Annotated in this window: 12 protein-coding genes; 9 read left to right on the forward strand and 3 right to left on the reverse strand. The window is 56.6% G+C overall.

Annotated elements, in window-relative coordinates; genetic code table 11:
* Positions 1 to 29 precede the first annotated feature (29 nt).
* Positions 30 to 863 (reverse strand): PAS domain S-box protein, encoded by an 834-nt coding sequence (locus GC165_17750; GenBank protein ID MBI1334715.1) that lies wholly within the window; start codon positions 861 to 863, stop codon positions 30 to 32.
* A 7-nt stretch (positions 864 to 870) separates the two neighbouring features.
* On the opposite strand from GC165_17750, the gene GC165_17755 reads away from it, so the two are divergent.
* From GC165_17755 to GC165_17765, 3 genes are all read left to right on the forward strand, one after another.
* Positions 871 to 1,065: a hypothetical protein gene (locus tag GC165_17755; GenBank protein ID MBI1334716.1), complete on the forward strand. Its 195-nt coding sequence runs from the start codon at positions 871 to 873 to the stop codon at positions 1,063 to 1,065.
* A gap of 3 nt (positions 1,066 to 1,068) precedes the next feature.
* Complete coding sequence (locus GC165_17760) at positions 1,069 to 1,485, forward strand: Hsp20 family protein (GenBank protein ID MBI1334717.1); 417 nt, start codon at positions 1,069 to 1,071, stop codon at positions 1,483 to 1,485.
* A gap of 124 nt (positions 1,486 to 1,609) precedes the next feature.
* On the forward strand, positions 1,610 to 2,251 hold the full coding sequence (locus tag GC165_17765; GenBank protein MBI1334718.1) for a PAS domain S-box protein: 642 nt from the start codon (positions 1,610 to 1,612) through the stop codon (positions 2,249 to 2,251).
* Here the strand turns inward: GC165_17765 and GC165_17770 are convergent.
* Positions 2,248 to 2,700, reverse strand: coding sequence for a pyridoxamine 5'-phosphate oxidase family protein (locus GC165_17770; protein ID MBI1334719.1), 453 nt, complete (start codon positions 2,698 to 2,700; stop codon positions 2,248 to 2,250). The genes GC165_17765 and GC165_17770 overlap by 4 nt on opposite strands.
* 193 nt (positions 2,701 to 2,893) lie before the next feature.
* Between GC165_17770 and GC165_17775 the strand changes: the two genes are divergently transcribed.
* The 6 genes from GC165_17775 (at position 2,894) to GC165_17800 (ending at position 12,427) form a co-directional block, all read left to right on the forward strand.
* The gene (locus GC165_17775) at positions 2,894 to 4,369 is read left to right on the forward strand and encodes a DUF853 family protein (GenBank protein MBI1334720.1); all 1,476 of its coding nucleotides are present in this window, start codon (positions 2,894 to 2,896) and stop codon (positions 4,367 to 4,369) included.
* 78 nt (positions 4,370 to 4,447) lie between these two features.
* Positions 4,448 to 5,941: an efflux RND transporter periplasmic adaptor subunit gene (locus GC165_17780; GenBank protein MBI1334721.1), complete on the forward strand. Its 1,494-nt coding sequence runs from the start codon at positions 4,448 to 4,450 to the stop codon at positions 5,939 to 5,941.
* Entirely contained in the window at positions 5,931 to 6,647 is a 717-nt protein-coding gene (locus tag GC165_17785; GenBank protein MBI1334722.1) for an ATP-binding cassette domain-containing protein, read from the forward strand. Before GC165_17780 ends, GC165_17785 begins: the two co-directional genes overlap by 11 nt.
* Positions 6,641 to 9,058, forward strand: a complete 2,418-nt coding sequence (locus GC165_17790; GenBank protein MBI1334723.1) for an FtsX-like permease family protein — start codon at positions 6,641 to 6,643, stop codon at positions 9,056 to 9,058. Before GC165_17785 ends, GC165_17790 begins: the two co-directional genes overlap by 7 nt.
* Positions 9,059 to 9,105: 47 nt before the next feature.
* A complete protein-coding gene (deoC, locus tag GC165_17795) occupies positions 9,106 to 10,077 on the forward strand; it encodes a deoxyribose-phosphate aldolase (GenBank protein ID MBI1334724.1) in 972 nt (323 codons plus the stop codon).
* Between the two features lie 34 nt (positions 10,078 to 10,111).
* The gene (locus GC165_17800; GenBank protein ID MBI1334725.1) at positions 10,112 to 12,427 is read left to right on the forward strand and encodes an aldehyde dehydrogenase family protein; all 2,316 of its coding nucleotides are present in this window, start codon (positions 10,112 to 10,114) and stop codon (positions 12,425 to 12,427) included.
* Here GC165_17800 and GC165_17805 read toward each other — a convergent pair.
* Positions 12,424 to 13,590 carry an MFS transporter gene (locus GC165_17805; protein ID MBI1334726.1) on the reverse strand — a complete coding sequence of 389 codons (1,167 nt, stop codon included), beginning with the start codon at positions 13,588 to 13,590 and terminating at the stop codon, positions 12,424 to 12,426. The genes GC165_17800 and GC165_17805 overlap by 4 nt on opposite strands.
* Positions 13,591 to 13,592 lie beyond the last annotated feature (2 nt).

Consider the following 13,592-nt stretch of genomic DNA (forward strand, 5'->3'; position numbering starts at 1 on the left):
TTTTCACGTAATACAAAAGGACGACAGCCTTAAAGAAGGCTTACGGCCCGGACGATGCAGAGGATCGCGACGTCGGACTCGGTCGGTAACGACGAGAGCGTGGCCGCAACCGAGAATTCTTTGCCCGAGCGGTGAAGCGCCATCGTCGCCAAGTGCTCGCCCATCTTCTTCTTTCCCGGTTGGGAAAGGTACGCCTCTCGATGAGAATCGTGGATCATGCGGTAACGCTCAGGAATAAGCGTCTTGATCGGTTGACCCAGGAGGTCGTTTCGTTCATATCCAAACAGGGCCGCGGCCGAATCATTGAGGTTTTCGATGATTCCATTAGAGTTGACGATAAACATGGCATCGGCGGCGACTTCGAGTAGGTCTCGATAGAAATTCGACTCGTTGTGATAGTCGCCAGCGTCGATACGAAGCCTTTCGGAGAGCTTCTCGTTTTCTTCCTTCAAGGCGGCCATCGCCTTTTCGCTCTCTTCCTTCATCACGATCGCGACGATTTCCGTGCGACTGTAAGGGCCGATTTTGACTCTGACCCTTCCCCAATATGTGCTGACGGTGGCTTCGCTGATCCCGAGTTTATTCGCGATGGCCGTATCGATAAGTCCCTGCGCCGCGAGATCAATTAGTTGCCTTTCTCGTTCGGATAGAGAGGGGTGTTCCTTGCGATCCATGGATAATCGGGCCTGCCTTTGTGGTTTCGAACGTGAGCACCTGTGCAAGATCAAAAACGCTGGTTGCTCGTCGTTCCAAAGTTTGACATAAAAAAGTCGTACAGAGAAAGCCCGACTTTGCAGGTGGCGATTCCTGGACCAGAATTCACGATAAGGCAGGCGAAACGTGAGTGAAGACGAACCAACCATTCGACAAGTGAGTTCGCGTCGAGAAAAGGATGCGGCCACAAGCCTTCCTGGCAAAGCGCTCTACCGTGGGTTTCTCAATCGAGACCGTCAGACGGTCTTTTGGTTGCCCGACGGCTCCTACGTAGAAATCATGGTTGATCGCGATGTCGTTGGAATGGTGAGTATTTACGCACCCGACGCCTTCCCAGAAAATGGAGGCTAATCAATGTCAAATCTTTTGAATCAATCTCCGATTTGGGCGACCGAGCGATTCGGGAACCTCTTCGACGACCTATTTGAAAAGTCGAGTTTTCTCGCGGGATGGCACCCGGCCGTCGACGTGAAGAAGACCGAAACGGACTACATCTTTACGATCGAAGCGCCCGGTGTCAATAAGGAGGATATTAACGTGGAACTCCACGGTGAAATCCTCACCATCTCGGGGAAACGCGTCGAAGAAAAGGAAGAGCAGAACGAAACCTATCTTCGCCGAGAGCGAAGCATGGGAACCTTCAACCGCTCTTTCCGGCTGGACGACGCTATCAAGGCCGATCAGATTCACGCTGAGTATCGTGATGGAATCTTAACCATCAAGGTGCCCAAACGCGACCATAGCGAACCTCAGCGAATCGCCATTCGATAGACTTTCCTTCTCTCTCTGTCCGAACGGTGGGCTGTCTAGCCCACCGTTTTTGCATTTTTGATCATTTTGTCCTCTATTTTCTGGACAAAATGGGCCGATGTGATATTTACTTTAGGTAGCAGACATGGCCCTCAGTCTCACCAATCGGCAAGGGAAGATACTTGCACTCCTGCATTCCGGCTTTACGACCCGCGATGTTGTGATTCGTCTGAAGATCAGTGATTCGATCCTCCAAAAGGAGTGGCGAGCCATCCGAACCCATGTCCAAATCTCCATTCCGGAGACTACCGACGACTACCGAACCGTCGCGATGTTTGAGCGCGTCGAAAGGATGGATCTCGAAGCGGAAAGCTGTGCCGCCGAGGCTCGGCTTCGGGCTCTGATGGATATCTCGCCCGAAGCCGTGCTAGTCATTAACGGACGAACGGGAGTTATCACCAAAGCCAATAACCGGGCATTTATCCTCCTCGGTTACAGTCCGCGGGAGTTGCTGCATAAGACGATGGAGATGCTGGTTGACCCCGATCTGCGCTCAAAGCATGCAGCCCTTCGCAACGGATTCCTCAACAGTGTTCGCAAGCGCGAGCTTGGTTTCCACCCGCCCATTTATGCGCTGACCAAAGATGGTCGCTATATCGAACTGGATATTGCCCTTACGACGACGAATGCCACCGATGATGTGATGGTGGTTTGCCGTGAGGTCGTGGCCGACGAAGAGTCGGTACACGGTATCAACTACGAACTCGATTCGTCGTTTGGACGCTAGGGCTCGCGTTCGAACCGTCCCGTCATTTCGTCAATCTTGATTTGGTAGACGATGTCGATCTGCGTCTGATCGTCAGCGCGCCCAGGCGTTACATCGCGTGGACTTCTCGAACCTTGAAGCTCCTCGATCTGGGGGCTGAGGTGGTCGATCAGCTTGGTCATGGCCTGAACCCTTTCCGGTCCCTTCAGCTCTTGGAACTGCCCCCAAAGGATCACGCTCTTCCAGTTGGCGATGTTTGCGATCTCCTCGACCTGCACACAGGCCCTGGGATTTTGGCGAAGCATGTCGATTTTGCGTCCTGCCTTCGTTTGTCCATAAATTCGATCCTCGTCGAAGACGTAGCTGATCGGCACAATGTACAGATGTCCATCATGCTCGCACCCGAGATGGGCAAAGCTATGGTCCGCGAGCAATTCCCGCATTTCTTGGGGATCGAGGGTTCCTACCATCGTGAATTCTCCTGATTGATTGTCATGGATTTCTTCTTCGCCGAGTAGTCGGAGCTTTCTCTGTCAACCCTTTGATGGACAGCAGAATGGATAGGAGAAAGGTCTCGTTTGAGTTTCGTCTGAGCGTGCAAGAGGGAACTTGGCGAGGGAAGGGGCGTCGATTTACGCGGTAGAGTTGAATAAGTAAAGAACGATGGCAGACCCAATCTTTATCGGCCGCGGAGCAAAGGACTCCGTCATTCTTCCCAAGTACTGCAATCGCCACGGGCTGATCGCGGGCGCTACCGGCACCGGAAAAACGGTGACACTTCAGACCATAGCGGAATCGCTCGCACAAATTGGCGTGCCCGTTTTCATGGCCGATGTCAAGGGCGATTTGGCAGGAATCAGCCAGATCGGAGGCGGCAACGCCAAGATCGAGGAGCGCGCCAAGATGCTCAAAATCGATCCCCTGCATTACCAGTCCTCCTCGGTCACGTTCTGGGATGCGTTCGGCGAGCAAGGAACCCAGGTTCGCGCCACGGTCTCTGAGATGGGGCCGCTCCTTCTGAGCCGCATGCTCGATCTCAACGATACACAGGAAGGTGTTCTCAACGTTGCGTTCAAAGTCGCCGACGACCAGGGTCTTCTCCTACTCGATTTGAAGGATCTGCGGTCGATGCTGAACTGGCTGGGCGAAAATGCCGACGCCGTTCGCAACCAATACGGCAATGTGTCACCTGCCTCGGTGGGCGCGATCCAACGTCAGTTGCTGGTCCTGGAAGAACAGGGCGGGGAGCAGTTCTTCGGCGAGCCGGCGCTGAACATTCAAGACTTTATTCAGCTCACACCGGATGGGCGCGGCATGGTGAACATCTTGGCCGCCGACCGACTGATGCAGAGCCCGAAGCTATACGCCACGTTCCTGCTGTGGATGCTGAGCGAACTGTTCGAGGTTCTGCCTGAGGCCGGCGACTTGGACAAACCCAAGCTCGTGTTCTTCTTCGACGAAGCCCACCTGCTGTTCACGGACGCACCGAAGGAGTTGCTCACCAAGATCGAGCAGGTGGTTCGCCTGATCCGCTCAAAAGGCGTTGGCATCTTCTTCTGCACCCAGCACCCACTCGATGTGCCGGACTCTGTCCTCAGCCAACTCAGTAACCGCGTTCAGCACGCCTTGCGCGCCTTCACGCCGCGCGATCAGAAGGCAGTAAAGACCGCCGCCGAAACCTTCCGCAAGAATCCTGACTTCGATACGGAAGAGGTTATCACCCAGCTTGGAATCGGCGAAGCGCTCGTCAGTGTTCTGGATGAGAAAGGCACACCGACCATCGTGGATCGCGTCTTCATCAAGCCGCCGCTAAGTCGATTGGGGTCGATTTCGACCGATGAGCGAGGACGATGTCTTTCGGCCTCGATGATGGCGCCGAAGTACTCGCAGGCGATCGATCGGGAGAGCGCGTACGAAAAGCTGACGGCAAGAGCCCAGCAGATCCAGGTGGAAGCCCAGCAAGCGCAGGCCGAAGAAGAGGCTCAGAAGGAGGCTCAACGACAACAGCGCCAGGCTCCGGCTCGACACTCGGATACGGTCGTCGAGGCGATGGTGAAGTCCGCCGCACGCGCCATGAGTTCCCAGCTTGGTCGGCAGCTTGTGAGAGGAGTCCTCGGTGGGCTCTTTGGTAGAAGATGATAGAGTGCCAGATGTAGGCTAAAGTACCGACGGGCGCACAGCCTCTTCCTCAGGGATACTGAAGGTGAGGGGCTGTTCATGGTGGAATTAGACTCTGCGAAAAAAGGCGGGACGGTGGATGCCGGGCGAATAAGTCCAAAGCGTCGTCCGAAATATTGGCTTTGGCTGGCGATGATTGCGTCGATCGGCATAGCAGGGTGGTTTCTCGTTGACGGTCTCAACCGTTCGGTAGAAGTCTCGGCGGCGACCGCACAAGAAAAGCCGATAACCGGTTCCTTTACTGCCGAAGCTTTCGTGAGGGCGAAAACCTACAGTGTCGTGCCCGAGGTATCGGCTCGGGTCGGACGAATTTTGGTGTCTGAAGGGCAGCAAGTTCGAAAAGGCGAGGTCGTCGCCGAACTCGATAAATCGGATGTCGACGAAGAAATCGCCAAAGCTGAAGCGGCCCGGGCGTCGGCACAATCCCAGGTTCGACAAGCCACAGCGGAGTGGAAACTCGCCGACAGGGAATCCAAGGCGGCAATCGAGTCTGCTCAGGCCCGAGTCCATCAGGCAGAGACAGGACTACGGCGAGCCAAAGTCGGCGCTTTGCCGGAAGAAATCTCGCAAGCTAAGCATCGAGTCGAAGCGGCTCAGGTTGCCGTTGACGACGCCGAAAAAGCCTATCATCGGGCTTCGATACTTTATAAGCAAGGTGCCGTGGCCAAGGCCGTCTTCGATTCCGCGGAAGCTCGTTTGAAGGCAAGCCAATCGCAATTGGCCGAGGTTAAGGATGGTCTGATGCTGTTGGAACGTGGGCCCCGAAGTGAAGACATTGACATCGCCGAAGCAGGACTAAAAAGTGCGCAGGCCGAGCTAAAGTCGGTGGTGCAGTCGGCGGGACAAGTGTCGATACGGCACGATGCTGTTGACGCGGCGAACGCTCAATTGAGGCAAGTGGAGGCCGACCTAGCTCGGGTAAGACTTGCTCGGGGCAAGCTGACTCTGTATTCCCCGGCGACCGGAACCGTTACTCGCCGAAACCTGGAACCCGGCATGATGGCAGCGGCTGGGCAAGCCGTCGCGACCGTATCGACCCGCGAGGACATCCACATCGAAGCCGAGGTCGATACCGAAGACATCGCCAAGGTTTCGGTCGGCATGCCGGTGAAAGTGACTTCCGCGGCGTATCCATCGCAAGAATTCGACGGACGAGTCGAGTCCATCATGGCCTCCGGCGAACTCAAGCCGGGGTCAGCGATTCGAACGCGTATCGTCCGCGTCAGAGTTTCTCTCGACGGCGGGTGGGATCGGTTCCGTCCCGAGATGGAGTTGGATGTTGAAGGTATCGCCACTCTGAGAAAGGTTCTCGTTGTGCCGAGCGATGCGCTTTTGTACGAAAACGGCGACGCCTACGTTTGGCGAATCGAGAGACAAACGGCCTCGAAGCGCAAGGTCAAGGTCGGTTACGCATCGGCGACGGAATCCGAAATCGTCAAAGGACTGGCCGTCGGTGATTTGGTTGTGGTGAAAGGCAAAGACGAAGTGACCGTAGGAGCCAAGGTCCACCAGAGCGGCGAGCATGGCAAGTAGCCCCGAAAGGATCGTCGAACTCGACCACGTCTCCAAGGTCTATCCGATGGGGGAGGTGCAGGTGACGGCCCTCTCTGATGCCAGCTTATCGGTTGCCGCGGGAGAATTTGTGGTGATCCTCGGTCCCAGCGGTTGCGGCAAAAGCACGATGATGAATATCATCGGCGGGCTGGACTCTCCAACTTCCGGCGTGGTGAAAGTGGCGGGAGAGGACATCACCCTATACACAGAAGTCGAACTGACAAACTATCGTCGCAACCGCGTCGGCTTCATCTTTCAGTTCTTTAATCTGGTGACGACGCTTACAGTTCGAGAGAATGTTCAACTGGTGGCGGAGATGAGCCGCCATCCACGCGACGTCGATGAGGTTATCGAGGCCGTTGGGCTCGCTGATCGCGCGAGTCACTTCCCTTCAGAACTCAGCGGAGGACAGCAGCAGCGCACGGCCATTGCGAGGGCGCTGGTGAAAAATGCCCCTCTGCTGCTTTGCGATGAACCGACAGGCGAACTGGACTCCGAAACCGGGCGCTTGGTTTTGGCCCTGTTACACCAGATCACCCACGACCATGGCCAGACCGTGATGATGGTGACGCACAACGCGACGATTTCGAGAATTGCCGACCGAATCCTAAGGCTCCGCAACGGACGAATTGTTGCTGACGAGACAAACCCTGACCCCATTTCGCCGGATCAGTTGGAATGGTAGGTATGAGCATCCTCACCCGTAAACTCGTTCGGGATTGGATCGCTTCGGGCTGGCAATACATTGCCATTACCGTCACCGTCATGCTGGGGATTACGTTCTTCAACGCCGCCTATTCGGCCTACGTAAACCTCGATTCATCGTACAGCGGATCATATAGGCAGCTTCGATTCGAGGACTTCGGGGTGTCTTTCAATGCCGCACCGCGTCGAGTGGCCGAGAGGATTCAAAAGGTTCCTGGCGTTGCTGCGGTCGAAGCCCGTTTGGTTGAGGACGTTGGTTTGGAGCTACCAAACAGAGGGAACCTGAAACTCGTCGGGCGGCTGATCTCTGTTCCAGTAGGACGGCCAGCCGCGGTCGACGACTTAAAACTTGTCGAAGGGCGAAAGCTCATCAAAGCAACGGCCCGAGAGATTCTGCTTGAAGCCGCCTTTGCTAAATACCACAAGCTCGTTCCCGGAGACTTCGTAGTGGCGGTTCGTGGCGCTAGCCGTGTCAAGCTCCAGGTGGCAGGAATTGTTCAGAGTCCGGAGTATCTGTACGTCGTTCGGAGCAAGCAGGAACTCATGGCGATGCCAAGCACCTTTGGCGTCATGTTTGTCTCCGAAGACGTCTTGGGGCCGCTCGTCGAAAAGTCTGGCGAAGTGGACGAAGTCAAGGTCCGCATCGCCAAGGACGCCGACCTAAAGGCAACGATGAGGCGGACCAAAGAAGCTCTGCACATCTATAAGCCCGAGGACCCGGTTTCGTACAAAGACCAACCCGGCTACCAAATGCTTCAGCAGGATCTATCGGGATTTCAAGCCTACGCCACCCTTTTCCCCGCCTTTTTCCTCGGTGTCGCCTTCCTTTCCGTGTACACGCTGATGATGCGGATGGTGAGCCAGCAACGAACCGCGATTGGTCTGCTGAGAAGTCTGGGTCTTTCCCGCTGGGAAGTCCTATGGCATTACCTCAGCGGCGCCTTGGTCCTTGGCGTCGTAGCAAGTCTCCTTGGAGACCTCGCCGGAATCTGGTTCGCCCAATGGATATCCCATTTGTATATGAGGATGCTTCAGGTTCCATTTAAGGAGATCATTCCTCGTTACGATGTGCTTGGTGTAGGGCTCATCGTCGGGGTGGTGACTTGCGGATTGGCCGGAGTCTTTCCGTCACTGGCTGCGGCGAGGATTCGACCGGCTGAGGCAATGCGTCCAGAGATACCCACTTTCGGAGCTAGCTCGTTGATGCTCGATCGGCTCTTGCCTTCCGTTCGCCTGCTGTGGCGGATTCCGCTTCGAAACGTCTTTCGACAGCCGAAGCGGACGCTTTCAACGCTCTTCGGGATTGTTGCCGGGATGGCCCTGATGATGACGGCCAAGGGACTGCTTGATTCCAGCGAGACGGCGATGGACCAAATCGTTTCGGGTTCTTACCACTATGACCTACGTGTCGATTTCATCCGTTATCAGTCCAACGACGTGGTCGAGCGAGTGCGAAGCTGGCCCGGAGTTCGGTACGCCGAAGGGGCTCTTGAGCTTCCATTAGAGATTCGTCACGGAACCAAGACCTACTCGGCTATGGTGTCCGGGCTTCCCGATGGCCAGCGGCTACGCAGTTTGGTTGATTTTGACGGACAGGCAATTTCGGTTCCGGTTGAGGGGGCGATCTTCGGTCCCACCCTCCGAAAAAGGCTGAACCTGGAGTTGGGCGACCAAGTCGACTTGTCATTGCCGGAACAACTGACTGCGGAAAAGTCTTCTCACCGAACCATTCGTGTAGCTGGGTTTAACGACGAAGCGATGGGCACGGTCATGTACTGCCGAAGAGACTCGGTGGAGCGTATGTTCCGTCGCGACCTAGAACTGCCACCCAATGCGATAACTGGAATCGCACTCGTGTGCGACCCATCTTATCAACAGGTTGTGAAGCAGCGACTGGAGAATCTATCCGACGCCGGGTCGGTTCTGTCTCGCGCCGATATCTCCATTCTTGTTCACGACATGATGAAGACGATGCGCATCTTCGTTTGGATCATGGAAATCTTTGGCGTTTTCCTAGCATTTGCAGTGATCTTCAACATGGTGTCGATCAATGTTCTCGAGCGTTCGACCGAAGTGGCGACCCTTCGGACGATAGGGGTGAGCCGTAGCCAAATTAGTTGGCTGATTACGATTGAGAATTTGGCGGTAAGTCTGCTTGGCATGGCGATCGGGCTACCATTTGGGCGCTGGTTCGTTGGGGCATTCTGGCGGGCTTCGCAGAGCCCCGAGCAGGAAGACTTGTTCAGCTTCAAGATTGCCATCCACTCGTCAACCTACTTGTGGACTTGCATTGCTGTACTGGTCGTTGCAGTTGTTTCGACGGTCCCCTCTCTCCTCCGACTGAATCGAATGGATCTTGCCAAGTCGACCAAGGAGAGGGCCGCCGGATGAACCAACTCGAATTCGGATGTCGGCGAACAACGTACAATAGAAGGACTATGTCAACTTTGGAGCGCGCCATCAAGGCTCATCCAAGAAACCCCGGAACGCCGCTAAACCTCGACCATGTCGAGGGATTGACGGTTAACCGAAGCGCGGTGGAGCGCCGTGCCGCCACCCTTGGCGGGCGTCGAACCGTGAAGAAGGATTGGCAGGCGGCTTGGCTCCTGCAAGCCATTCGCTGTATCGACCTCACGACCCTGAGTGGCGACGACACGCCAGGCAATGTGCATCGACTTTGCGCCAAAGCTCGGCAACCGGTCCGTCAGGACCTTCTGGATGCCCTTGGCGTGTCGGGGATCACCACCGGAGCCGTATGTGTGTACCACCAATACGTTGAAGAGTGCGTCAAGAACCTCTCCGGGACCGGAATCCCCGTTGCCGCCGTTTCGACCGGCTTCCCGGCTGGACTTTCACCGTTGCGCGAGCGCATCCACGAAATTCAGGCAAGCGTGGCGGCTGGCGCTCATGAAATCGACATCGTCATCACTCGCGCCCACGTGTTGCGCGGCGACTGGCAGGCGCTCTACGACGAGATGCAGATGTTTCGTGAGGCGTGCGGTGAAGCCCACGTGAAGGCGATTCTGGCGACCGGTGAACTTGGAACACTGACAAACGTTGCCAAGGCAAGCATGGTCTGCATGATGGCCGGAGCCGACTTCATCAAGACATCGACCGGCAAGGAGCCGGTCAACGCCACGATTCCCTATGGCTTGGTGATGGACCGCATGATCCGCGAGTACCACGCCGACACCGGCTACAAAGTCGGCTTCAAGCCGGCCGGAGGTATTCGAACCGCCAAGCAAGCTCTCGACTTCCTGATTCTGATGAAAGAGGAACTGGGCGACGAATGGCTCCAACCGAACCTGTTCCGACTAGGCGCGAGCACCCTACTTTCCGATATCGAGCGCCAACTCGAGCACTTCATCACCGGTCGATACTCGGCGTTCAACCGCCACCCGATGGCATAACCCCATGAGCAAAGTCGCAGAAATCTTAGCAACAATGGACTACGGTCCCGCGCCGGAAGCGGCGAACCTCGCCAACGAGTGGCTGGAGGCGCATGGACGGAAGTTCGGTCTGTTCATCGACGGAAAATGGCGAAATGCCGATTCTCATTTCGACACTTTTTCGCCCAGTTCTGGCCAAAAGATCGCCCAAATTGGACAAGCTTCGGCTTCCGATATCGACGCGGCGGTAAAAGCGGCGGCGAAAGCACAGAAGGCTTGGATGGAAATCGGGGCCACTGCCAGAGCCAAGTATTTGTACGCGTTGGCACGCCAGGTGCAGAAACACTCCCGGCTTTTTGCGGTTTTGGAATCTTTGGACAATGGGAAACCGATCCGCGAGACCCGCGACATCGATATCCCGCTCGTCGCTCGACACTTCTACTACCACGCGGGCTGGGCAAAGGTGATGGAGACCGAATTCCCCGACTACGAGCCGGTCGGCGTGTGCGGACAGATCATCCCTTGGAACTTCCCGCTCCTGATGTTGTCGTGGAAGATTGCGCCCGCCTTGGCGATGGGCAATGCTGTCATCCTCAAACCAGCCGAGTTCACTTCATTAACGGCCCTTCTTTTTGCCGAAATATGTGAGACGGTCGGACTGCCGAAGGGTGTGGTCAACATCGTGACCGGTGATGGAGAAGCAGGCGCGGCGATCGTCGAGCATCCGGGAATTCAGAAGATCGCCTTTACTGGCTCGACTGAAGTCGGCAAGATCATCCGACGTGCGACGGCGGCAACGGATAAGAAACTCTCACTTGAGTTGGGCGGCAAATCGCCTTTCATCGTATTCGAAGATGCCGATCTCGATTCGGTCGTCGAAGGCGTGGTCGATGCGATTTGGTTCAATCAGGGGCAGGTCTGTTGCGCCGGTTCGCGACTTCTGGTGCAAGAAGGCGTTGCCGAAAAGCTGTACGGCAAGATTCGACGTCGAATGGAGACGCTCCGCATCGGTGACCCGCTTGACAAGGCTGTCGATATTGGAGCTATTGTCGACAAGGTCCAACTTGACCGCATAGACAGTTTGGTCAAGGAAGGCGTGCAGGAAGGAGCCACGATCTATCAACCCGAATGCGCCTTCCCGGCAGGTGGATGGTTCTACCCACCGACCTTGTTGACGAATGTTGAACCCGCCAGCGCGGTCGCTCAGGTTGAAATCTTCGGCCCGGTCCTGGTCGCCATGACGTTCCGAACGCCAGCCGAAGCCGTCGCCTTAGCCAACAACACGGTGTACGGACTGGCCAGCTCGGTTTGGACTCAAAACCTCGATGTCGCCCACGATATCGCCGCTAAGGTGAAGGCAGGAACGGTGTGGATCAACTGCACCAACCAGTTCGACGCCAGCGCCGGATTCGGTGGCTACCGCGAAAGCGGTTATGGTCGAGAAGGTGGTCGCGAAGGTCTTTTTGAATATCTGAAGCCAAAGCTGGAGACGGTCAAACCGACTGCGATGCCAACTGTGAAGCCCCAAGAACGAACGAGCGGCATCGACAAGACGCACAAGCTCTACGTTGGCGGCAAACAAGCGCGACCTGATTCGGGCTATTCGCTGACCCTGCAAACGACCGAAGGTCCGGTCGAGATTGGACGGGGCAACCGCAAGGATATCCGCAATGCGGTCGAAGCCGCTGACGTTGCGTATCTGGCATGGTCGGCCGCCACCGCCTTCAATCGGTCGCAGGTTCTGTATTACTTCGCCGAGAATTTTGAAGCAGCCAAGAGCCAGATCGTCGAAGCGCTAACGACGATGGGAGCCACACCCAAGGCCGCCACCGCCGAATTCGAAGCGAGCCTGGACCGGATTCTCCATTACGCAGCTATGGCCGACAAGTTCGAGGCGGAAACCCATCAAGCCCCGTCGCGATCGCTGATCTACACTCGCAAGGAGGCGATTGGCCCGGTTGCCGTCGTCGCTCCCGCCGACTCCCCGTTGCTCGGCTTTCTTTCCGGCTGCCTGCCGCTCATCGCGATGGGCAACTCGGTGATTTCAGTCCCGAGCTACGCCAACCCGCTCCCCGCGCTGGAACTCTATCGCATCATCGAAGCGAGCGACTTTCCCGCCGGAGTCTGGAACATCATCACGGGCACGCCGGAGGAATTGGAAAAGACGTTGGCCGACCACGACGGAATCCAGGCCATCTGGCATTTCGGATCGAAGGAAGGCGGCGAAATGGCTCAGCGATCATCGGCTGGGAACCTCAAACAGACTTGGTGCCAACTTGGAAAGTCGTTGAACTGGAACGCGACGCCGTCGCGAGAGTTTTTGCGCCGAGCAACCCAGATCAAGAACGTCTGGGTGCCCTACGGCGCCTAAGCCTTAGCCTTTGCCGTCAGGTAAAGGCTAAGCCCCACTCCGCTCACGAGGGCCAGGCCGCCGCCGAAGACCAGCATCGCTTCGGGCGAGACTTTCGCCCAAATTGCACCGGCCAGCAGGTTACCAACGAGCGTCACCAATCCCACGATGAAGTAGTGAGCGCCAATGAGCGTCCCCTTCGGAATCTCGACGCCCTGTTGAACCAAAAACGCCTTCGAGACGCCGTCGGTAGCGGCAACCGCAACTCCGTAGAGTGCGAATACTGGCACCATTCCCCAACCAAACGAACGCGACAAAAGCATGTAGCAGACCCCGAACAATGCCCATCCCACCAGCAGAACTCGACCCGAGCCGATTTTGTCCGAAATGGACCCCAAGGGGGATGAACTGATGGCGTACGCCAAATTGAACAAGGCGTAAAGGAGCGTGACCTGATAGGGAGCCGCCCCGTTGGCCCCTGCGTACAAAAGTAAGTAGGTGTCGCTACTGTTGGCCAGCCCGAAAAGGGCGAGGACACCTAGCAGGATCCATATCCGTTTTGGGAGATGAAGGTCAAATTTGAGTGCCGAGGTTGGCGACACCGCTTTGTGATGATCAGCGTCGCGAACCAAGAAGGTGATGGCCACCGCGATCAGGCCCGGAAAGGCGGTTAGCAGGAGAATCGTTCGTAACGCGTCCGGGAACCGCCAAACAATCGCGGCTCCGATCGACACGCCGCAAAAGGCCCCCGCGGTATCCATCATGCGATGAAATCCGAACGCCCGTCCCGACTGCGCGGGTTCGACCGAGTCGGCGATCAGCGCGTCGCGAGACGACGTTCGAATGCCCTTTCCGACTCGGTCGGCAAGGCGACACACGAGCACAAACGGCCACGATGCCGCCAATCCGACCAGTGGCTTAGCTACTACACTAATGCCGTAACCCCACCGGATGTACGGGGTTCGGCGTCCCAAGCGGTCGCTTCGAATGCCTGACCAAAGCCGAAGAACCGCAATCACCAAACCGGCAAGTCCCTCGATCAGACCGAGGGTCCAACTCGGCGCTTTGAGGGTTCCCACGATGAAACGTGGCAAAATAGGATACGCCAGCTCGGAAGACACGTCCGCCCAAAAGCTGATCCATCCTAGCGTTCTCACGGTCGGGGGTATCGCGCTTGCGGGCATGT

The sequence above is a fragment of the Armatimonadota bacterium genome (assembly GCA_016125185.1).
Taxonomy (GTDB): Bacteria; Armatimonadota; Fimbriimonadia; order Fimbriimonadales; family Fimbriimonadaceae; genus Fimbriimonas.